Below are 21,401 nucleotides of genomic sequence, written 5' to 3'. Positions count from 1 at the left end.
GTCAAAGCGAAAGGCGCCCGGAATAGGTCACGCGTTCGGCCCCGGCCGGAGTCACGCGGCCGAGCGCGACTGGCTGCTCGCCGGCTGCCCGTAGACTCGCGAGAAGCGCGCCGGCGTCCGCTTCCGCGCAGATCAGCGCCATGCCGACGCCGCAGTTGAACGTGCGCAGCATTTCGGCCGCGCTGACATGTCCGGCCTCAGCCAGCCACGCGAACACGGGCGGGACCGCGATCGCCGAGAGATCGACCTCGACGCCAAGGCCCTGCGGCAGCACGCGCGGCAGATTGTCGGGAAAGCCGCCGCCGGTGATATGGGCGAGCCCTTTAATTCCCGCCTGGGCCCGCAGCAGCGGCAGCAGCGTTTTGACATAGATGCGCGTCGGCGTGAGCAACGCCGCGCCGAGGCTTTGGCCGGGCGCGTAGGGCGCGGGCGCGTCCCAGCCGAGTTTTTGCGCCGCGACGATCTTGCGGATCAGCGAAAATCCATTGGAGTGGGCGCCGGAGGAGGCGAGCCCGAGCAGAACATCGCCCGCCGCGATATCGCTCCGCGGCAGCAGAGCGCCGCGCTCGACCGCGCCGACGGCGAATCCGGCAAGATCATAATCGGCGCCGGCGTAGAGCCCCGGCATCTCCGCGGTCTCGCCGCCGATCAGGGCGGCGCCGGCCTCGATGCAGCCGTTCGCGATGCCCTTGACGACGGCGGCGGCCGCGGCGCCATCGAGCTTGCCGCTCGCGTAATAGTCCAGAAAGAACAGCGGCTCGGCGCCCTGGACGATCAGATCATTGACGCACATGGCGACGAGATCGATCCCAATCGTGTCATGCGCGCCGGTCTCGATCGCGATCCGCACCTTGGTGCCGACGCCGTCATTGGCGGCGACGAGGATGGGATCGGTAAAGCCTGCGGCCTTGAGATCGAACAATCCGCCGAAGCCGCCGATCTCGGCGTCGGCGCCGCGCCGGCGCGTCGCCCGGACGAGCGGCTTGATCGCCTCGACCATGGCGTTGCCGGCGTCGATATCGACGCCGGCGTCGGCATAGGTAAGCTTGGTTTCGTCGGTCATCGTCCGTCCGGCCTGTGAGGGTCCACGGCTAGCCTCTCCGGCGCGCCAACGCAAGCAGGCGGCCAGGTCGGGCGCCAAGTCGGGCGGCAAGCCGGCTTGCCATGTGATTTTGCCTCGCCGCATGATAGGTTTGGCCCAACGAGGAGCTCACCGAAAAAGCGCATGGATTTCCACAATTTCGGCAGCCTGCCCAATCTGATCACCTTCGGACGCCTGATCCTCGTGCCGGTCATCATCTCGCTGATCACGGCGCAGCGCTGGAAGGAAGCCTGCGTCGCCTTCATCGTCGCCGGCATTTCCGATGGGCTCGACGGCTGGATCGCCAAAACCTTCAATTGGCGCACGGAGCTCGGCGCCTATCTCGATCCGATCGCCGACAAGGCGCTGCTCGTCTCGATCTTCGTGACGCTCGCCATCGTCGGCGCGATCCCGGCGACCATCGCGATCATCGTCGTCGCCCGCGACGTCATGATCGTCGGCGCTTTTCTGATCGCGCGCATTCTTGACAAGCCCTTGAAGGTCAGGCCGCTCTGGATCTCGAAGCTGAACACGCTGGCGCAGATCCTGTTTGCGGCGCTCGTGCTGAGCGTCGAGGCCTTCGGCGTCTCAAAGGGAGCCTGGTTCGACGCGTCCCTCTATATCGTCGCAGCGCTCGCGCTCGCCTCGCTCGGGGCCTATTTCAATCGGTGGATCCGGCATATGAGCGCCTGAGCTGCGGCCGAGGCAAACGACAGGCCCGTCCATGCGACAGGGCGGCCAAAAAGTCGCTTGCGCCGTCATCGCGTTGAGGAGAAAGACACATCATGCGCCTCGAATGGCAGATCGGCTTCTGGCTCGGCGCGCTCGTTTTATTCGTGCTGCTGTTGTGGCTGTTCAGCGGCGTGCTGTTGCCTTTCGCCGCGGCTCTGGCGCTCGGCTATCTGCTCAATCCCGTCGCCGACCGGCTCGAACGGCTGGGGTTGAACCGGCTCGGCGCGACGCTGCTGATCATGACGGGCTTCATCCTGATCCTTGCTCTGATCCTGGTTCTCGTCATGCCCGCCTTCTGGCGCCAGCTGCTGAGCTTCCTCCAGGCCCTGCCGGACTATGCCGTTCGGCTGGAAGATCTCGCCTCCGATTTCGGCGCGCGTTTCGCGCAGGACCACGGCGGCTCGATCCTCCAAAAACTTGGCCTCGGCAAGGAGACCTCGGCGGATTTGCGCAGTTCGACGAGCGATCTCGTCAATCAGGCGGCGCAATGGGCGGGGACTTTCGTCAAATCGATCTGGAGCAGCGGCGCCGCGCTGATCAGCCTCGTGTCGCTTCTCGTGCTGACGCCCGTCGTCGCCTTTTACATGCTGCTCGACTGGGACAAGATGATCGCGACGGTCGACAGCCTCGTTCCCCTGCGCCATCGCGCCACGGTGCGCGAACTCGCCCGCGAGATCGACGCGGCGCTGGCCGGCTTCCTGCGCGGCCAATCGCTTGTGTGTCTTTTTCTTGGCCTCTGGTACGGCGTCGGCCTGTCTCTGATCGGCCTCAACTTCGGGCTGTTGATCGGCATTACGGCCGGGTTCTTGAGCTTTATTCCCTATGTCGGCTCGCTGACCGCTCTCGTCCTGTCCGCCGTCATCGCCATCGTGCAGGGCTGGCCGGAATGGCGGCTGATGATCATGGCGCTCGGCGTCGTCGTGTCGGGCCAATTTCTCGAAGGCAATATCCTATCGCCGAAACTCGTCGGCGGATCGGTTGGCCTTCATCCCGTTTGGCTGATCTTTGCGCTGCTGGCCTTTGGCAGCCTGTTTGGATTTACCGGGCTGATCATCGCCGTGCCCTGCGCCGCCGCCTTTGGCGTCATCCTGCGCTTCGCCGTGCGGCGCTATCGTTCGAGCAAGCTCTACACCGAGCTCGAAGGGCCGGGGTCCAAGATCTTGATCGAGGCTCCAGGCGGCTCCTTCAAGGAGACACGCTGAGATGGCGGCGCGCCAACTGCCGCTCGATCTTGCGCTGGAGCCCGGCTTCGCCGCAGAGGATTTCTTCATTTCGGGCTCGAATGAGAGCGCCTATCAGATGATCGAGCGCTGGCCCGACTGGTCGAATTCGGCGCTGATCCTGATCGGGCCGGCGGGTTCGGGCAAGAGCCACCTTGGCGCGATCTGGGCTGCCAAGGCCGGGGCGACGACAATCGCCGCCGCAACCCTTGCGGGGCGCGAGCCCGCCGCGCTCGTCGCCGCCGGCGCGCTGCTGATCGAGGATCTCGAAGCGATCGGGCCGGGGCAGGCGCAGCTGTTCCACCTCGTCAATCTCGCGCTCCCGCGCCGCCTGCCGCTGGTGATGACAGCGCGGCGCCCGCCCGGGCCGGACAATTTCGACCTTCCCGATCTGCTCTCGCGGCTCCGGCTTGCGCCCAGCGTCTCGATCGGCGCGCCGGATGACGCGCTAATGCGCATGGTGCTGGTCAAGCTCTTGATGGATCGCCAGCTCGTCGTCGACGTGCGGCTCGTCGATTATGCGGCGCTGCGGCTCGATTATTCGCTTGAAGCGGCGCGCAGCTTTGTCGAAAAGCTCGACCGCGAGGCGCTCGCGCGCAAGAGCCGCGTCACGCGGCAGATCGCGGCCGAGGTGCTGAGCGCGATGGCGGGCGGAGACGACGGCGAAGCGGATGCCGGCGCAGCGGAGGCTTACGGCCCGACGTAGCGAATCTTCGCGCCTTTGGCGTCGACGATCATCTCGCCTGTCGAAACGCCCGGCTCGGCGATGGAGCGGCCGGACAGAAGTTGGGCGTTTGCGCTGCGCGAGTCGATTGCGAGCAGCGCGTCACGCTGCCGGCCGGACAGGCGCTTGATGTCCGATACCTTGGCGAAATCGGCGGTTTTATGCGGAAGCCCGGATGAGCCGGTAAAAATCCGCAAGCCCTCGCTCGTCATGACCGCATCGCCGCTCTGGAGACTGTCGTCGTCCAGATAATTCGAAACGACGCGCGCCGGCGTATGCGGCTTGTCGGCGAATGATTTGGGCTTGCGCGTCACGAGCCTCCTTTTCAAATGGGGCGCGACATGCATCGGACGGTAGACCGGCGCCGAATATTGGGGCGGCGGCTGCTGGAACAGAAAATCGAAAAAGCCGGCATTGGCTTCGCCTGCGGTGAGCGACAGGCATGCGCCGACAGCGAGGGCTGCGGTGGCGGAGCGTCGTGCGATCCGAGCGAGCGGAACCGTCACATTTTTCACGGGAAGGCTCCAAAATGGGCTGGCAAATTGAATGGCGGCGGCCAAGGCGTGGCGAATGCGCCCCTAAAACGCCACGGTCTTACCACAATGCCGCAAGCGGCGGCAATGAGAGTTCGCTCAAATTTGCGCCGCCAGTCGGTCATATTCCGCACGCACCTGCGCTGCCCCATAGATCCGTTCGAGGCGCCGCACCGTGAAATGGCCGCGCGCGAGCGTCTGGAAATGATCGACAAAGGCGTAGTTGATCGCCGCGCCGCTAGCCGCGCCAATGATCGGGATGCTTTGAGCCGCAAGCTTCTGCGACACAACAAGCCCGAAACGGGCGCTGATCTGGGTGATCAGACGCACCAGCAGGGGCGCCGCCTGGTCGGTGAGTCCGTTTTGCAGAAACCGTTTCGCCGATTGCGTGATGGATTTGGCGAGCAGCACGCGCACGGCGAAATAGCCGGTGTCGAGCGCGTTGCCGGATTCGATGCTGTCGGCGGGGTGCTGCTGCTCCGACCCCAGCGCGAACACTTCGAGGCAGGCGATGGCGACGTCGGGGTCGCTCAAATCCTCGCCCTCGCTCTGGGCGATATCGGCGATCGAGCGCAGCATCACCGTTGTCGTGAACGGGAGCTCGAAGGGCAGGCCGGCAAGGCCGATCGCCCCGCCAGCGGCGCCCGCGAGCGTAGCTACTGACCGATGCAAATGGCGGCGGTCGCGAATTTCCGCGGTCGCGAGGCTTCTAAGGGCGAGCGCCATCGCGCGGCGGATCGCGGCCTCCGCCGTTTTGTTGACGGCCTCTGTGAACTGGCTCGGCACGGCGAGGCTGATCGCCCCCAGCTGACGCCCGATCAGCGCGGTGAGACGCATGGCGAGGCTCGATCGCTGCAATTCATCGATCGCGCGGCGCAAGGCGGCCTCGTCGGCAGGGAGAAGCCCCGCCGGCGCCACAAGCTCGCGACCCGGAGGGCCCATTTCAATTGAGCTCAAACCTCACCTCGTTAACAATGTTTTAACGCAATGCCGCCGGCCGCCGTGGTTCGGCTTGACCCTGTGGCGCCCTACGGTTAACGATTTAGAAACGAATTGGACGGACGCGGGTTCAAACCTTCCGCATCACCATAAGTGCGGCTCCCCATTCGATAGCGCAAGAGGAAGTCGTCCCGAGGGTCCAAACAAAACTGTTTAAGATTGGACGCCTTCGCGGGAAGACGAGGTTAAGCAACGTCGGATCTCGTCCGTGCGTTCGCTGCGGCACGTTAAAATTGAAGTGTTGGATTTAATTTCGCAACAACAGCGCTGCTGGCAAATTCGAATGCGCGACGTTGGAGGCCAGGGGAATGAAAAGCTGGAGCGGGAGAAGGCGGGGGGCGACGAAGCTTTTTTCGTCCGCGTTAATCTCTCTCTCCATGATGACCTCAGGCGCTTTCGCCGTGGGCGCGACAAACTCAGCCTCTTTCATGCCGATCGGATCGGTCACCAGCGTGCCTTTCGGATGGGCCGACTTCTGCCGCCGCTATCAGGGCGTGTGTGACGGCGGCGCAATCGAGCCGCTCGACGTTGTCGCCGCGCCAAAGACAATGAGAGAGATCGAGCGCGTCAACAAATGGGTCAACGCCCATATCGTCGCGATCACCGACAAGGAGCATTGGGGCGTCCTCGACCAATGGGACTATCCCGCCGACGGGAAGGGCGATTGCGAGGATTTCGCGCTGCTCAAGCGCAAGATCCTTATCGAAGAAGGCTTTCCCCGCCAGGCTCTCCTCATGACTGTCGTCAAGGACCAGAGCAACGAAGGCCATGCGGTGCTGACGATCAAGACCAGCAACGGCGACTTCGTGCTCGACAATCTCGCGCCCGACGTGAAGTCATGGAGCCGCACGCCCTACCGCTTCGTCAAGCGCCAGTCCCAGGCCGATCAGAATGTCTGGGTTCAAATCGGCGATCCCACGGCCGAGCCCGACTATGTGTCGCGCTGAGCGTGAACCCATAAATTCGCAGGCGTTCGCGCAAGCCGCCTGATATGAGTTCCGGCTCGACCGGACGTTGCCCGCAAAGGCGGGAAAGTGGCGCGCAAGGGTTTAGCGCCTCGGGGACCGCCGCTTGCTGTTTTTTGCAGCGCATCGGCGCCCGACTGCCTCCAAAAGGAGATCAGTTGTGAGCAAACCCCGAGCCGTCGAAGTCAAGGCTTTTGTGCCGTCCAGGGATTTCGCTCTCAGCAAGCAATTTTACCAGGATTTAGGCTTCGAACTCGCTTGGTCATCAGACGATCTGGCTTATTTCCGGATTGGAGTCTCCAGCTTCCTTCTCCAAAAATTCTACAATAAGGAACATGCCGAAAATTTCATGATGCATTTGCTGGTCGACGATGTCGAGGCTTGGTGGCGTCACGTTGAGGCGCAGGGATTGACCGGCAGGTATGGCGTACGCACGGAGGCGCCGGCTGACAGGCCATGGGGGATCCGTGACTTTGTGATCACGGATCCGACAGGCGTCTTGTGGCGCATAGGGCAAAATATCGCGCCCGCCGGCAAGAAACGCGGTGCGCCCCTCTGAAAAATCTTGCGTTGAATCATGCGACATGAACTCAGCGATCACGGATGCGACGCCGTCAGTCCGATGCTCCAGACCAGGCGGGACTCCCAGCGTTGACCGTTTTCAGAAATTGACCTTGACGCCGGCGTAAAGCGAGACCGGCGCGAGCGGCGTCAACGTGCGCGGGTCGGTCAAGGGCGTCCCATTGGCGATCTGGGCGTTGGTGGTGGTGTCGAAGAAGGCGCCATAGGTGGCGTTGCGGTTGTTGAAGAGATTGTTGACGAGCCCGAACACCTGAATGTTCTCCGTCACCTGATAGGAGGCGTGAATGTTCGCCGTCCAGTAGAGCGGCAGTTGCGGGTTGAGATTTGAGTTGTCGCCGACATAATATTGGCTTCCGACGATCAGCACATCCGCGCCGGCCTTGAATTTGGACGTAAAATTATATTCGAGGCCAAACTTCGCCGTCTGACGCGGGATGCCCGGAATATGATCGCCCGGGGTCACGAAGACGTTCCCGGCCGCGTCGGCGAAGGGATTGTTCGGCGAGGCGAGTTCCGCCGAAAAGCGATAGGTGGCGTCAACCAAAGCGTAATTCGCATAGGCCATGAGATCGCCGCTGTGGTATTCGATGCTCGCCTCGACGCCCTGTCGCAATGTTGCCGGCACATTGCTGTAATAGCCGCGTCCTGTGACCGTGCTCGCCAGCGAAATAATATCGTTGGTGCTCTCGGTGTGGAAATAGCCCGCCTTCCAGTTGATCTGGCCGCCGAGCACATTGTTCGCTGCGCCGCGCAAGCCAGCTTCGATGGTGTGCGAGACGACCTGCTGCAGCGGCGGGTCGGACACCAGCGAATTTTCGAGAAGACAGGGCCTCAGCGGATTGGCGCAATCGAGTTCGAGCGGCGTCGGCGCGCGGTTGGCTTCGGAATAGCCGCCATAGGCCGAAAGCCACGGCAGAATCTTGTAGGTGAGGCCAAAAACCGGGTTGATGCGGTTGAAATTGCTGGCGCTCGTCAGCTCGGAGTTGAGGCCGCTGGTGTCCTCGGTGTTGATATTTGCAATATTGAACCGCGCTCCAGCGGTCGCCGCGAATTCCGGAGTGATGTTGAAGGTGTCGAGCGCATAAATTCCGTAATAGGTCGTCGTGCCGTTCAGATAAGTCGGCACATAGCCGAGGTCGCCGGCCGTCTGGAGAATGGCGTTCGATCCCGCAAATGTTCCGGTCGGGACGACATGGAGATTGGCCTGGATGGCGCCAAGCGTGCTCGTCGACGCAAAGTTGAAGAAGCCGCGGTCGACGCTGCCGCCGAAGGTGAAATAATTGGCGTGGTCGAAGATCTTCTCATTGTCCGTCGCCTGCAGAGTGACGCCGGCGGTCGTCGAATGGGTCTCCGTGCGGTCGATCGTGCCGTAGACGACGCCATCCGTGAACGGAATCGCCTGACCCGTATGGTTGTTCAAAACAACAAAGGCGTTGGGATTGGTGATTGCAGGGAAGTTGTCTTCGTCAAGGCATAACAGGCCGTCATTGGGATCGTCGCATCCCCCGAGATCGGCGTCATTGCCGTCCGAATGCTTCTGCCGGAACGTCCTCATGTAGAAATTGCTGGCGATCTGCCAGTTCTTGTTGATGTCGAATTTGCCTGTCAGCGCAATCGAGCCCATGTCGTTCTGGGTCGTTTGCGGAAAGGTGAAGATGCTGTTGAGGCTCTGGCTCAGGAGATTGACGGGCGTTGGTCCGATCACGCCAAGATTCGACGTCGCGCCGGAGGCGATGAAATGCACCTCCGCATCCTGCGTCCTGTAGCCTAGGTCGCCATAGGCGCGGACCAGCGTCGAGGGCGAGAAATAGCGCCAGCCGCCCTCATGCGCCGTGTCGGCGGTGACATAGAGGCTGAAATTGTCGATCTGCTTGCCGTATTGGAAATAGCCCGTGACGCGGCCATAGGAGCCGCCGAGAATCTGCGCCTCGAAACCTTGCCAGTTGAAGCCGTTTTTCATCTCGATGCTGACGGCGCCGCCAAGAGCGTTGAGGCCGAAGATCGGATTGGCGGTAAAAATATCGGTGCGGGCGATCGCCTGCGGCGGAATCAGATCCCAGTTCACCGTGTCGCCGAAGGCTTCGTTGACGCGCATTCCGTTCTGATAGACGGCGAGTCCCTGCGGCGTGCCTTGCAGCGGCGAGGCCTCGAAGCCGCGATACGTCAGATCCTGTGAAAACGGGTTGCCGTTAACGTCGATGACCGTGACGCCCGGAACGCGCTGCTGCAGCGCGTCGGTGACGCTCGGAGAGCGGGTGCGCTCGAAGGCCGGCGCGTCAACCGTGTGTACCTGACTCGGAAAGCTGAAGCGGTCTTCGCCTCCGGCGCCCGCCAGCGGCGAGGTCGAGATCACATCGACTTCCGGGAGCGCGACAACATTCGCGTCCGCCGGCGCTGCGCCGTCTTGAGCAAGGGCTGCGGAGAAACTCAAGGGCGCGAGCGCTGCGGCCAGCATCAATGCCGTCTTTAATGGTAATTTTCGCGCCACAGCCGCTCGTCTCCCCATCCGCGGCGCATCGGCCGTCTATCCCGTTGCGGTGACGATAAGATTGGGTTCGCGGCCGGACAAGCAAAGTAAAAGCAGAGCGAGGAGAAACGCCGCTGCTGTTGCGCAATTGCGTCATTTGCCAATTATATTTGGATTTAATCCTGATGAATCGTGGAAAAATTCCCGATAAGTACGGGAAATAAAGGCCGCTTCGATGAACATCGCTCTTAGCGTGACCCGACGCCGCTCCGCCGAACGCAACGCGGCTTGCGCCTAAGTCGAAGGAGCAGGTTGCGAAAAGTCAGCTGACGCCGGTCGACTCTTCGGCGTCTTCCCGGGTTTTGGCCGGCTTCAGCTTGACCGGGCGCAGCAGGAACATCGGCACATGATCGCCCATGCCGACCACGGGCGCGTTATCGTCCTCGCGCCGCGGCTTGCGCTGCTCGCGCGCCGGAGCCGGCGGCGCGGCGGACCGCGCCGCCTGAGCCGGGGCGGCGGCCATTGCGGGGGGCTGCGGCTGCTGGCGCGCCCCTTCCGGCTTTTCGCGGCGGCGCGATCTCGGCGCCTCGGCTTCCGCCGGGGCGCTGCGGCGTTCGCCGCGTCTTGGCCTCCGCTCATCCCGCTCCGGAGCCTCTTCCGCTCCGTCCTCGGTGACGTCCGCCATTGTTTTTCCGTCGAGAAAGTCGATCGAACGGCCGATCAGTTTCTCGATCTCGGCGATATGTTTTTGATCGGCTTTCGTCACAATGGTGATGGCGACGCCGCTCTTGCCGGCGCGGCCGGTGCGGCCGATGCGGTGCACATAATCTTCGGCATGGGTCGGAACGTCGAAATTCAAGACATGACTGACATCCGGAATATCGAGCCCGCGCGCGGCGACGTCGGAGCAGACGATCAGCGCGACTTCGCCAGTCTTAAAGGCGTCGAGCGAGGCCATTCGCGCCCGCTGGTCGAGGTCGCCATGCAGAGCGCCGGCGTTAAACCCGTGCGTCAGCAGCGATTTATGTAGCAGCGCGACGTCGCGCTTGCGATTGCAGAAAATAATGGCGTTCTTGAAATCGGCGGCGCTGCGGAGCAGGCGGCGCAAGGTTTCGCGTTTGGCCGGCCCGGGCGCCGAAGCGATCAGGCCTTGCGTGATCGTCGTCGCCGTCGAGGAGGCGCGCGCGACCTCGACCCGCGCCGGATTATGCAAGAAGGTCTCGGTCAGCCGGGTGATCTCCGGCGGCATGGTCGCCGAGAAGAACAGCGTCTGCCGGGTAAAAGGCACCAGCTTGCAGATGCGCTCAATGTCGGGGATGAAGCCCATGTCCAGCATGCGGTCGGCTTCGTCGATCACCAGGATTTCGATGCCGGTCAGCAGCAGCTTGCCGCGCTCGGCGAAGTCCAGCAGACGACCCGGGGTCGCGATCAGCACATCGGCGCCGCGGGTGATCTTGGCCTCCTGGTCGGCGAAGGAGACGCCGCCGATCAGAAGCGCGACATTCACCTTGTGATTGACGCCATAGCGGACGAAGCTTTCCTCGACCTGCGCCGCCAGCTCGCGCGTCGGCTCAAGGATCAGCGTGCGCGGCATGCGCGCTCGGGCGCGGCCCTGCTCGAGGCGGGACAACATGGGCAGCGTAAAGGCGGCGGTTTTGCCCGTGCCTGTTTGTGCAATGCCGAGAACATCGCGTCCGGTCAGCGCGAAGGGGATAGCTTGAGCCTGGATCGGCGTCGGCGTGGTATAGCCGGAAGCTTCGACCGCTTGCAGCACCTTCGCGCTGAGACCGAGTTCCTCAAAAGTCATTTTGTTCCTGAAACGGGCGTTTGCGCCCTGCAAACACGGGCTGCGGCCATAAGGCCGCCGGCGCGGACGAGCCCTTAGGCGCAACCCTTGGGGCTCAACGTGACGGTTTGGTTTTTTTGCCGTAACTTGCAGGCCGATGCGCGAAAGCGCGGCCTGAAGTCGGTCATCCCTGCTGCGGCCGCAGCAGGAACTTAAGCGATATCGCCCTCTCTCTTGCCTGAAAACGCAGGCTGAAGCAATGGAATAGCGACATCGCGGCGGCGTTAAGGCGGGAAAATCATCGATTTCCCCGCCAGAGCGCCCAAACTGCCTAATTCCGGTGCAAAGCCGCGGATCAAACGCGCTCGCGCAGCGCGGCCCAGAACCGGCGCCGGTCGGAGCGCCGCAGAATATCGAGCGGCGCGACCTGGTTGATCTTGTCGGCGCCAAGCAAGCGCAGAAGATCGCCAGCGCTGGCGACTGGCGCGCCATCGACGGCAAGGACGATATCGCCCGTAAGCAGGCCCGCGTGATCGGCGGGGCCATCCTTTTCGACCTGGCTGATCACCGCGCCCGTGGTCTGCTCGAGGCCGAGCCGGAGCGCGATGCGGCGCGGCAGGACGATCGTGCTGGCGCCGACGCCGAGATAAGCGCGGCGCACGCGGCCATGGGCGACGAGTTCGCCAAGAACGAAACGCGCCGTATTCGCTGCGACCGCAAAGCAGATGCCCTGCGCGCCAGCGATGATCGCGGTGTTGACGCCGATGACGGCGCCGTTCGAGGCGACCAGCGGTCCGCCGGAATTGCCGGGATTGAGCGCGGCGTCGGTCTGGATCACATCGTCGATCATGCGGCCATTGTTCGAGCGCAGCGAACGCCCGAGCGCCGAAATGACGCCCGCCGTCACGGTCGAATCGAAGCCGAGCGGATTGCCGATGGCGACCGCGATTTCACCCGGCTTCAGCCGTTTCGAATCGCCGAGCCGCGCCGCCGGCAAAGTGACGTTCTCATCGACCCGCACCAAGGCGAGGTCGGTGTCTGGATCATCGCCAAGGACCCGGCCGGACAGATTGCGCCCGTCCAGCGTCGTCACGGTTGCGCGGCGCGCGCCGCCGACGACATGGCTGTTGGTCAGGATGAGCCCGTCCGGCGAGACGATGACGCCGGAGCCAGAGCCGCCGCTGCGGCCGTCCCCGCGCTTGACGTCGAGCCGCACGACGCTCGGGCCGACCTCCTCGACGATGCGCGTCACGCTTTTCGAATAGGCGTCGAGCAGCGCCCCGTCATCCGCGGGGAAATCGCGTGTCAGCGCGGCCGCGTCATCCTGCGGCGCAGGCTCGGATTCATCGAGCACAAAGGAAGTGAAATAGTCCATTCGGAAACCCTCGGCACACTCGAACAGTCGAAGACTGATCGACGTGATGCGTGAGACTTGAAGCTCAGTCAGAGCAATATGGGATTGCGTGCAATCCCATCGCGCTCTGGCAAGCGTTCCCGCTGATATGGGACGAAATTCGGCTTGTTAAAGGCCCCGCTTGGCCAAGCTTCTCGGCCAAACTCAAAAGAGCGGGGTCGGGACCATCTTGACCTGGCCCAACGCTTTCGCCCGGATGATATTGTCGAGAAACTGCCGGGCGCTGTTCGCCCAGGTGAAGGTCAGCGCATAGGCGCGCGCTTTTTCGCGCGGGGTCTCGAGCGCTTTCAGGCAGGCGGCGCGCAGATCCTCGTCGAGCACGCCGGCGCCGCTCGATCCGATGACGTCAAGAGGGCCGGCGACGGGCAGCGCGGCGACCGGCAATCCACAGGAGAGCGCCTCAAGCAGAACCATGCCGAAAGTGTCGGTCCGGCTCGGAAACACGAAGACGTCGGAGGACGCATAATAGGCGGCGAGCGTGTCGCTGTCCTTCGCGCCGACAAAATGGGCGTCGGGGTAGGCCGCCTCCAGCGCGCGGCGCGAGGGCCCGTCGCCAACGACCACTTTCGAGCCGGGCAGATCGAGCGATAAAAAGCCCTCAATGTTTTTTTCGGGCGCAAGTCGGCCGGCGTAAAGATAGATCGGCCCCGGCAGATCGAGCTTGATCCGCCGGTCCGGCGAAAACAGCCGGTGATCGACGCCGCGCGACCAGAACATCAGCCGCTCGAAGCCGCGTTTTTCGAGGTCATTGGCGATCGAGGCGGTCGACACCATGACGCCCGAACCTGCATTGTGGAACCGGCGCAGCACGGAATAGGTGATTGATTCCGGCAGCCAGGTGCGCGCCCGGATATATTCGGGAAAACGCGTATGGTAGCTCGTCGTGAAGGCGCGCTTGTTGCGCAGGCAATAGCGCCGCGCGGCAAAGCCCACGGGTCCTTCGGTCGCGATATGGATATGGTCGATCGGCGCGCCGTCGAGCCTCTTGCGGATCGAACCGGCGCTGGCGAAGGCGAGCTTGATCTCGCCATAGGTCGGCAGCGGCACGGAGGCGAATCCCTGCGGCGTCAAAAATTCGATCTCGGCGCCGAATTCGCGCAGGGCTTTAGCGACCGACTCCAGCGAACGCACGACGCCATTGACCTGGGGCTTCCAGGCGTCGGTGGCGATGAGGATCCGCATCAGGCGGCCGCCTGACGGCCGGGAAGGCGCGCTTGCGCCAGAGCGCTGGCCTGCGCCTGTTCGGCCGCGGTCGCCTGCCAGTGCAGGATCTCCAGCGTCCCGTCGGCGTGTTCGGCGACAGCGGTGCAGGATTCGACGAAATCGCCGGTATTCACGTAAAGCATCCCGTCGATGTCCCGGATCGCGGCGTGATGAATATGGCCGCAAACGACGCCGTCCGTCTGATGACGGCGCGCCGCGTCGGCGAGGGCGGTCTCATAATCGCCGATGAAACTCACCGCATTCTTCACCTTGAGCTTGGCCCAGGCCGAAAGAGACCAGTAGGGAAAACCGAACGATCGGCGGATCTGATTGAACCAGCGATTGGCCCAGAGCGCGAATTCATAAGCCCAATCGCCAAGAAAGGCGAGCCAGCGGGCGTGTTTGACGACGACGTCGAATTGATCGCCGTGGATGACCAAAAGGCGCTTGCCGTCAGCCGTCTCATGGATCGCATGGTCGATGATTTCGACGCCGCCAAAGAAGACCCCAAGAAAATCGCGCGCGAATTCATCGTGATTGCCCGGCGCATAATAGATTTTGACGCCCTTGCGGGCCTGACGCAGCAGCTTCTGCACGACGTCATTTTGCGCCTGCGGCCAGTACCAGCCGCTTTTCAGCCGCCAGCCGTCGATGATGTCGCCGACAAGATAGATCGTGTCCGCTTCATTATGCTTCAAGAAATCGATCAGGAGACCGGCCTGACAGTCTTTCGTGCCGAGATGAATGTCGGACAGGAAGAGAGTGCGAAAGCGTCTTGGCTCTTTTGCGTCGCTCACCGGCGGACCCCGAACCTGATTTGCGTCACGTCCTAAAGAACAGATTCGCGTGGCTTTTGGATGACACCGCTGGGAGCGGCCGGAGTTGGAGGCTTGCGCGGCCGATAAATCGTTCGATATTCCAAACGAAATCCGCTAGGTTTCGCGGGCGCAAAGGCGCCTGCGCGACAGCGGCGCCGTGAAGATAAATGAGCGGATCGAGCATGGGCGTCGAGGGACGCGACAAGGTCAAGGTGATGGAGGCTGGCGCGCTCGCCTTGTCGGGGCAGCTCGGCAAAACCGTGCAGAGATTGCGCAAGGCCTATAATTTCTCGCTGTCGGAGCTCTCCGAACAATCCGGCGTCGCCAAATCAATCATCAGCCAGATCGAGCGCAACGAAACCAATCCGACGCTGGCGACGATCTGGCGGCTGTCGCAGGCCCTCGACGTCTCGATCGAGCGCGTCCTGCAGGCGGCGGATGACGAGCCCTTCCTCGAAAAGACAGCGCGTCACGAGACGCCGATCCTCGTCTCCGACGACGGCAAATGCAGGCTCTCGATCATCGGCTGGATCAAGACGGTCGAATGGCTGCAATGGTACGAGTTTTCCGCCGAGCCCGGCGGCGCGCTCGAATCCGAGGCGCATCAGCGCGGCTCGGTCGAGAGTCTTTCGATCAGCGAGGGCGAGCTCGAAGTCGAGGTCGCCGGCGTGATCGAGCGCGCCAGGGCCGGCGACACGCTACGCTACCGCTGCGACCGCCCGCATGTCATCCGCAATGTGTCCGACCGGCCTGCGAGCGCGATGATGGTGTGCATTCTGAAGGCTGCGGCGATGGAGTAGGGCGCGCGCCTGCTCTGTGAAGCCGGCGAACGTCCGGCAAAGACCCCCAACAAGGCGGACTGCATTGAGCCTCGCCGACCCCCGCCAGCGCAAGGCCGAGGCCTCCGGCGATCATGAAGCGCGGGATCTGTCGATTTTCGCCGGGCTGCTGTTTCTGCCGCTGGGTCTGCATCTTCCCTATTTTCCGGTCTGGCTCGCCGCGCGCGGCCTCACCGCGGAAGAGATCGCTGCCGCCATCGCGACGCCGCTGATCGCGCGCGTGATTGCGACGCCGCTCATCGCCGCCTTTGCCGACAAACGCGGCGTCGGCCTTGCGGTCACCGCCTGCGCCCTCACCGTATTTGCAACCTATTGCGCGCTGCGCTTTGGCTCCGGCTTTGCGCTGATCTTCGCCGGCGCGGTGCTTGTCTCGGTGGCGATGGGATCGATGCCTGCGCTCGCCGACGCGCTCACCTTGAGCGAAATCCGCCGCGCGGAGACAGACGGGCGTCCGCCAATCGCCTATGGCCATATCCGGGTCTGGACCTCGATCGGGGTGCTGGCGACGATGCTGGCCTCCGCGGCGATCGTCGAGGCGCTGCCCGGCGAACAGATCATCGTCGCGCTGATCCTGCTCTCGCTGCCCTCGGTCGGGGCGGCGTTGTTCGCCGCGATCCGGATGAACCGGGCGCATCTTTACGCCGGCGCGACGGCGGGGCGCCTCACCGCCGATTCGGCGCGGCTGCGACTTGCGCTGCTGACGATCGCCGCGGCCGCGCTGATTCAGGCGAGCCACGCCGAAGTCTATGCGTTCGGCACCATCCAATGGCGCGCGGCGGGCCTTTCTCCCGGCGCGATCGGCGCCGCCTGGGCGGTCGGGGTCGGAGCCGAAATCCTCATCTTCCTGCTCGCCGCGCGTCATTTCCGCTCCGAGCGGAGCGCCGTCCCCTTGCTGTTGCTCGGGGCGGCAGGGGCGGCTTTGCGCTGGACCGCCATGAGCTTTGCGCCGGGCGCGGAAGCGGTCATCGCGCTGCAGACCTTGCACGCCTTCAGCTTCGGCGCGACGACCTGCGGCAGCGTACTTCTGCTCGGCGCGCTCGCCTCGCCGACGCACCGCGCGCGCATGCAGGGCTGGCTTGCCGCGGCGGGCGCCCTCAGCCTGGCCGCCGCGACCTATGGCAGCGGCTGGCTGACCGCGCGTTTTGGCGACGAGGCCTATCTGGCGATGGCTGCGCTCGCCGTGACGGGCGGCGCTATCGCCCTCGCCGCCGGCTGGCTGAAGCGCGGGCTTCAGATTACCGGCTGATCAGACAAAATCCGGGCGCGCCGCGCGAGCGTTGTCGCGGCCGCGCCCGCAAGAAATATCGCGGGTGGCGCAAGCCCGCGCAAGAGTCCGACATAGCCAGGCGCGACGACGACCGCGACCCAAATCAGGTCGGCCCAACCGGCGACGATCAGATTGAGCCAATAGCCAGTCCGATCGTTCCGTGAATTCTTGAGGACGGCCACGGAGATCACGAAGAGGGAGATCGTCAGCATATAGGCCGCGAGCTGAAAGATCCGGCCCTGCGTCAGACCCGACTGCCCGACGCCGAGCTCATAAATGTCATAGGCGACACGAAGGTGAAACAGGCCCCAGACGACATAGAAGCCTGCTCCGATCCGCGCCCATGTCGCGCCCTCGGCGGCAGTCGCTATCTTGCGTGTCTCCATGGCGTTCGGTTTCCGAAAAATCTAAAACCGCGTCGTCAGTTGCGTCAGCCACTCCGGCGACGCGGCGACCAACGCGGTCTCGATGGCCTTGTCGACCCCGAGCAGGAGGCTCGCGGCGGTCACGACGAAAGCGACGCCAAGCGCCGATTTAAACCCGCTGCCGGCCTTGGCGAGACTGCCGCGCCAACGCCGGAACGTCTCGCGCGAGAGCATGCCAAGCAGGAGCAGCGGCGCCGCCGCGCCAAGACCGAATGCGCCCATGGTCAGCGCGACCTGCCCGAGGTTTTTTCCCTGCGCCGCCAGCACGGAGGCGGCGCCGAGCGTCGGGCCGACGCAGGGGCTCCAGACTGCGCCAAGCAGCAGTCCGACGCCAAATTGCCCGGCGAGCCCGATTGTCGAGAACCGCCCGAGCCGCCGGTTCGCCCAATCGCTGACGGGGCCCGCCGCGGCGGCCGCCCACGCCTGAAGTTTTGGGAAGATCAGCACGACGCCGAGGACGAGCAGGAGAGCCGCCGCCGCCTTGCGAAAAACATCGCCGTCAAGACCGATGGAGAAACCGACTGTGGCGACGAAGAGGCCGATCGCGACGAAAGACAGCGCGACGCCGCAGGCGAGGGCGGCGGGGCCAAGTCGGTGCTCGCTGGCTGCGGCGCCGAACACGATCGGCAAGAGCGGAAGCACGCAGGGCGATAAGGCCGAGAGCAGTCCGGCGACGAAGGCCAGTCCAAGGGGCAGGATCATGGCGTCGCGCTCGATAGCGTCTTGTTGAGCAGGGCGGCGATGGACGCGGGAGCGGTGTCGCCCACGGAGCGGCCGACCTCATCTGGTCCCCTGAACGCGATCAGGGTGCTCTGCGATTGCGCGTGAAAAAGCCGCAAGACATCCTTGCGGCTGTCGAAATCGACGTCGAACACGGCCAAATCCTCGAATTTTGGCGCCGCGGTCAATTCGCTGAGGATCGGCTTTTGCGCGCGGCAGGTCGGGCACCAGGGCGCGGTGATCTCGATCAGGATCGGCCGGCCCGCCTTCTGCGCGGCCTCGAAGGCGCCCTGCGTAAATTCCGCAGACTCGGCGGCGTGGCCGGCCGCGACGCTGAAAAGGGCCAAAGCGCCCGTCAAGGCGGCGAGGACAGTGCGGCGATACATGTTTTAACTCCGTGCGCGAAAGAACGCCGTCCTGATTGCAGGCGCGGCGTCTCTGTCTTCGCCGGAGCGGCCGGATTTATTACGGCCTCACTCTTTCTTGACCGGCTGCGTCGTCGTCATTCGGCCGCGTCCGAATGTTTCGCCACGGGGGAGGCGATCGCAGGGTAAAGGTCGAGGGCGCCTGCGCCCTCCGGCCGGTTGTGATCGCGCGCGATCAGCGTATAGACGGCCGGCGTCACGAACAGCGTGAACAGCGTGCCGATGCTCATGCCGGAGGCGATCACGACGCCGATGGCGAAGCGGCTGCTCGCGCCTGCGCCCTCGGCGAGAATCAGCGGGATCATGCCGACGACCATCGCCGCGGTCGTCATCAGGATCGGCCGCAGCCGCACCGCCGCCGCATGTTCGATCGCCTCGCGGCGACTCATGCCTTCCTCTTCCTGCATCCGGTTGGCGAATTCGACCATCAGAATGCCATGCTTCGAGATCAGCCCGATCAGCGTCACGAGGCCGATTTGAGAATAGATGTTCATGCTCGCCGCGCCGACGACGCCAAGGATGTTCAGCGGCAGCAGCGCGCCGAACATCGACGTCGGCAGAGCGATCAGGATGATGAAGGGATCGCGAAAGCTTTCGAACTGCGCCGCGAGCACCAGGAAGATGACGATCAGCGCGAAGACGAACGTCAGCAGCAGCGTATTGCCTTCCTGCACATATTGCCGGCTCTCACCCTGGTAATCGACGGTAAAGCCCGGCGGCATCAGCTCCTTCGCCTTGGCCTGCAGGAATGAAATGGCCTCGCCCATGGTGTGGCCCGGGAAGGGCACCCCCTGCAGGGTCGCCGAATTCAATTGCTGGAAAGTCGGCAGTCCGTTCGGCTGCACGCTGTTCGAAATGCTGGCGACCGTCGCCAGCGAGACGAGGTCGCCATTGGCGGCGCGGACCTGATAGCGCGTCAGCCAGTCCGGCGTCAGCCTGAAGTCGCGCGGGGCCTGGGCGATCACCTCATAGCTGCGGCCGTTCATGCTGAAGCGATTGACATAATTGCCGCCGAGCAAGGTTGCGAGCGAGGAGCCGATCTCCTGCATGTTGAGGCCGATCCGGTTCGCCTTGGCGGCGTCGATTTTCAGTTCGATCTGCGGCAGGTCGAATTTCAGATCGCTGTCGGTGAAGATGAACAGGCCGCTCTCCTGTGCGGCGGCTTGAATCTTCGCCATGACGTCGGCGATGTCCTTATAGTCTCCGATCGAGCGAACGACGAACTGGATCGGCGGGCCGCCGGTCGATCCCGGCAGCGCCGGCGGCGAGAAGGCGAGAATCTGCGCGCCGGTCACTTTCGCCAACTTCGGCTGCAGCTCAGCCAGGATCTTTTTCTGATTGCGTTTGCGGTCTGCCCAAGGCTTCAGGATCAGGCCGCCGAATCCCTGATGCACGCCGGCCGACCCGTTGATCAGAAAGACATGGTCTTTTTCAGGGATCTCGTCCGCCGCCAACTGAACCTGCGCGGTCGCCTTTTCGAGATAATCGAGATTGGCGTATTGCGGGGCTTTGATCAGCGTGAAGATCGCGCCCTGATCCTCCTCCGGGGCGAGCTCCTTTGGCGTCGAGACGAACATCACGGCGGTCATGGCGAGCACGCCGACAAGGATCAGCATCGTCATGGCGCGGAAATTCAGCGTCTTGTGCAGGCGCTTTTGATAGGCGTCGCGCAGCCAGTTGAACAGGCGGTCGAGCAACGCCGGAAAGCCGCGATGCTTGTCCGAGGGCGGCTTCAGCAGCAGCGAACACATCATCGGCGACAGCGTCAGCGCAATGACGCCCGAGACGACCACCGCTCCGGCGAGGGTGAAGGCGAATTCGCGGAAAAGCGCGCCTGTGAGGCCGGAGACGAAGCCGATGGGGGCATAGACGCAGGCGAGCGTGATCGTCATCGAGATGACGGGGCCGGTGATCTCGCGCGCGCCCTGCAGCGAGGCCTCTTTCGGCGTCATGCCGTCCTCGATATGCCGGTAGATATTCTCGACGACGACGATGGCGTCGTCGACGACAAGTCCGATCGCCAGCACGAGGGCGAGCAGCGTCATCAGATTGAGCGAATAGCCGAGCGCCAGCAGAATGATCATCACGCCGACGAGGGAGAGCGGGATGGTGACGATCGGGATAATGGTCGCGCGCAGGCTGCCGAGAAACAGGAAGATGACGATGATGACGACGAGGGCCGCCTCGATCAGCGTTTTCTTGACCTCGTAGATCGAGGCGCGAATGAATTCCGTGGCGTCATAGGCGATCGCCGCATCGAGGCCGACCGGAAGCTGCGCCTTGAGCTCGGGAAAGGCCTCGCGCACATTATTGATGACGTCGAGCGGATTGGCGGTCGGGGTCGGATAGATGCCGACGAAGACGGCCTTCAGCCCATCGAAGACGGACGAGGAATCGACCGATTCCGGCCCAAGCTCGATATCGGCGATGGCCCCGAGCCGGGTCAGCGCGTCGCCCTTCGCCGAAACCACCAATTGGCTGAAAGCCTGCGCGGAATCGAGCGAGGTTTGCGCATTGATGCTGGTCTGGACGAAATCGCCCTTGATCTGGCCTGCGGCGGCCGTGAAATTATTTGCGGCCAGGGCGCCCCTGACATCGTTCGGGGTGACGCCGCGCGCCGCCATCCGGTTCGGGTCGAGCCAGACTCGCATCGCGAAGGTCTGGCCGCCAAGAATCTGGGCGTTGGCGACGCCGTCGATGGTCTGCAGTTTGGGCTGCACCACGCGGGTCAGATAATCCGTGATCTGCGAGCCCGACATGACCTTCGAATTAAAGGACATATAAAGCAGCGCCGTGGAATCGCCCGTCTGCTTGACGACAATCGGATCGAGCGCCTCGCGCGGCAGCTGATATTTGACCTGGCTCACCTTCGACAAAACGTCTGCGACGGCGCGGTCGGCGTTGGCGTTGAGGATGAGATTGAGCGTAATTGTCGAGGTGTTCTGCTGCGAGTTCGACACCAGCGTGTCGATGCCTTCCGCGCTCGCCACCGCCTGCGCGATCGGGGTCGTGATGAAGCCCTTGATGACGTCGGCGTTCGCGCCCGGATATTGCGTCGTGATGGTGATCGTCGTCGAGGACAGCTCGGGATATTGCCGAACCTGAAGCTTCGACATCGCCTGCAGGCCGACAAGCAGAATGAGCAGGCTGACGACGCTCGCAAGGACCGGCCGGCGGATGAAAATATCGGTAAAGGACATT

20 protein-coding genes are annotated in these 21,401 nt (G+C 63.5%); 7 read left to right on the top strand and 13 right to left on the bottom strand.

The features are described from left to right. Window position 1 precedes the first annotated feature (1 nt). A complete protein-coding gene (gene purM / locus MSIL_RS04975; protein ID WP_012590002.1) occupies window positions 2–1,063 on the bottom strand; it encodes a phosphoribosylformylglycinamidine cyclo-ligase in 1,062 nt (353 codons plus the stop codon). A 162-nt stretch (window positions 1,064–1,225) separates the two neighbouring features. Between purM and MSIL_RS04970 the strand changes: the two genes are divergently transcribed. The 3 genes from MSIL_RS04970 (at window position 1,226) to MSIL_RS04960 (ending at window position 3,739) form a co-directional block, all read left to right on the top strand. Then, complete coding sequence (locus MSIL_RS04970; RefSeq protein ID WP_012590001.1) at window positions 1,226–1,774, top strand: CDP-alcohol phosphatidyltransferase family protein; 549 nt, start codon at window positions 1,226–1,228, stop codon at window positions 1,772–1,774. Between the two features lie 92 nt (window positions 1,775–1,866). Continuing rightward, window positions 1,867–3,015: an AI-2E family transporter gene (locus tag MSIL_RS04965; protein WP_012590000.1), complete on the top strand. Its 1,149-nt coding sequence runs from the start codon at window positions 1,867–1,869 to the stop codon at window positions 3,013–3,015. A 1-nt stretch (window position 3,016) separates the two neighbouring features. Beyond that, the gene (locus tag MSIL_RS04960) at window positions 3,017–3,739 is read left to right on the top strand and encodes a P-loop NTPase family protein (RefSeq protein WP_012589999.1); all 723 of its coding nucleotides are present in this window, start codon (window positions 3,017–3,019) and stop codon (window positions 3,737–3,739) included. Here MSIL_RS04960 and MSIL_RS04955 read toward each other — a convergent pair. The 3 genes from MSIL_RS04955 to MSIL_RS21605 all read right to left on the bottom strand — a co-directional run bounded on the left by MSIL_RS04955 (window position 3,724) and on the right by MSIL_RS21605 (window position 5,737). After that, window positions 3,724–4,272, bottom strand: coding sequence for a hypothetical protein (locus tag MSIL_RS04955; protein ID WP_012589998.1), 549 nt, complete (start codon window positions 4,270–4,272; stop codon window positions 3,724–3,726). The genes MSIL_RS04960 and MSIL_RS04955 overlap by 16 nt on opposite strands. A 117-nt stretch (window positions 4,273–4,389) precedes the next feature. Next, window positions 4,390–5,247, bottom strand: a complete 858-nt coding sequence (locus MSIL_RS04950; protein ID WP_244406218.1) for an EcsC family protein — start codon at window positions 5,245–5,247, stop codon at window positions 4,390–4,392. A 289-nt stretch (window positions 5,248–5,536) separates the two neighbouring features. Further along, complete coding sequence (locus MSIL_RS21605; RefSeq protein ID WP_187148734.1) at window positions 5,537–5,737, bottom strand: hypothetical protein; 201 nt, start codon at window positions 5,735–5,737, stop codon at window positions 5,537–5,539. Here MSIL_RS21605 and MSIL_RS04945 point away from each other — a divergent pair. Both MSIL_RS04945 and MSIL_RS04940 read left to right on the top strand, forming a co-directional pair. After that, window positions 5,718–6,236 carry a transglutaminase-like cysteine peptidase gene (locus tag MSIL_RS04945; protein ID WP_244406217.1) on the top strand — a complete coding sequence of 173 codons (519 nt, stop codon included), beginning with the start codon at window positions 5,718–5,720 and terminating at the stop codon, window positions 6,234–6,236. The two genes, MSIL_RS21605 and MSIL_RS04945, sit on opposite strands and share 20 nt — an antisense overlap. 178 nt (window positions 6,237–6,414) lie before the next feature. Beyond that, window positions 6,415–6,813: a VOC family protein gene (locus MSIL_RS04940; protein ID WP_012589995.1), complete on the top strand. Its 399-nt coding sequence runs from the start codon at window positions 6,415–6,417 to the stop codon at window positions 6,811–6,813. A gap of 102 nt (window positions 6,814–6,915) precedes the next feature. Here the strand turns inward: MSIL_RS04940 and MSIL_RS04935 are convergent, their stop codons facing one another. The 5 genes from MSIL_RS04935 to MSIL_RS04915 all read right to left on the bottom strand — a co-directional run bounded on the left by MSIL_RS04935 (window position 6,916) and on the right by MSIL_RS04915 (window position 14,503). Next, window positions 6,916–9,291: a TonB-dependent receptor gene (locus MSIL_RS04935; protein WP_148213023.1), complete on the bottom strand. Its 2,376-nt coding sequence runs from the start codon at window positions 9,289–9,291 to the stop codon at window positions 6,916–6,918. A gap of 334 nt (window positions 9,292–9,625) precedes the next feature. Beyond that, on the bottom strand, window positions 9,626–11,110 hold the full coding sequence (locus MSIL_RS04930; protein WP_012589993.1) for a DEAD/DEAH box helicase: 1,485 nt from the start codon (window positions 11,108–11,110) through the stop codon (window positions 9,626–9,628). A gap of 334 nt (window positions 11,111–11,444) precedes the next feature. Continuing rightward, complete coding sequence (locus tag MSIL_RS04925; protein WP_012589992.1) at window positions 11,445–12,464, bottom strand: S1C family serine protease; 1,020 nt, start codon at window positions 12,462–12,464, stop codon at window positions 11,445–11,447. A 183-nt stretch (window positions 12,465–12,647) separates the two neighbouring features. After that, on the bottom strand, window positions 12,648–13,685 hold the full coding sequence (locus MSIL_RS04920) for a glycosyltransferase family 4 protein (protein ID WP_012589991.1): 1,038 nt from the start codon (window positions 13,683–13,685) through the stop codon (window positions 12,648–12,650). Continuing rightward, entirely contained in the window at window positions 13,685–14,503 is an 819-nt protein-coding gene (locus MSIL_RS04915) for a UDP-2,3-diacylglucosamine diphosphatase (protein WP_012589990.1), read from the bottom strand. Before MSIL_RS04915 ends, MSIL_RS04920 begins: the two co-directional genes overlap by 1 nt. A gap of 203 nt (window positions 14,504–14,706) precedes the next feature. Between MSIL_RS04915 and MSIL_RS04905 the strand changes: the two genes are divergently transcribed. Both MSIL_RS04905 and MSIL_RS04900 read left to right on the top strand, forming a co-directional pair. Continuing rightward, entirely contained in the window at window positions 14,707–15,324 is a 618-nt protein-coding gene (locus tag MSIL_RS04905) for a helix-turn-helix domain-containing protein (protein ID WP_012589989.1), read from the top strand. Window positions 15,325–15,388: 64 nt separating this feature from the next. Further along, window positions 15,389–16,609, top strand: a complete 1,221-nt coding sequence (locus MSIL_RS04900) for an MFS transporter (RefSeq protein WP_012589988.1) — start codon at window positions 15,389–15,391, stop codon at window positions 16,607–16,609. Here the strand turns inward: MSIL_RS04900 and MSIL_RS04895 are convergent. The 4 genes from MSIL_RS04895 to MSIL_RS04880 all read right to left on the bottom strand — a co-directional run bounded on the left by MSIL_RS04895 (window position 16,594) and on the right by MSIL_RS04880 (window position 21,400). Further along, window positions 16,594–17,016, bottom strand: coding sequence for a hypothetical protein (locus MSIL_RS04895; protein WP_012589987.1), 423 nt, complete (start codon window positions 17,014–17,016; stop codon window positions 16,594–16,596). The two genes, MSIL_RS04900 and MSIL_RS04895, sit on opposite strands and share 16 nt — an antisense overlap. Before the next feature lie 21 nt (window positions 17,017–17,037). Beyond that, on the bottom strand, window positions 17,038–17,757 hold the full coding sequence (locus MSIL_RS04890) for a cytochrome c biogenesis CcdA family protein (RefSeq protein ID WP_012589986.1): 720 nt from the start codon (window positions 17,755–17,757) through the stop codon (window positions 17,038–17,040). Continuing rightward, entirely contained in the window at window positions 17,754–18,161 is a 408-nt protein-coding gene (locus MSIL_RS04885; RefSeq protein WP_012589985.1) for a thioredoxin family protein, read from the bottom strand. Before MSIL_RS04885 ends, MSIL_RS04890 begins: the two co-directional genes overlap by 4 nt. A gap of 116 nt (window positions 18,162–18,277) precedes the next feature. Next, window positions 18,278–21,400, bottom strand: a complete 3,123-nt coding sequence (locus MSIL_RS04880; protein WP_012589984.1) for an efflux RND transporter permease subunit — start codon at window positions 21,398–21,400, stop codon at window positions 18,278–18,280. Window position 21,401: the final 1 nt, after the last annotated feature.

It is taken from the genome of Methylocella silvestris BL2 (assembly GCF_000021745.1).
In the GTDB taxonomy this organism is placed as follows: Bacteria; Pseudomonadota; Alphaproteobacteria; order Rhizobiales; family Beijerinckiaceae; genus Methylocapsa; species Methylocapsa silvestris.
This window is presented reverse-complemented; position numbering and strand designations above follow the sequence as displayed.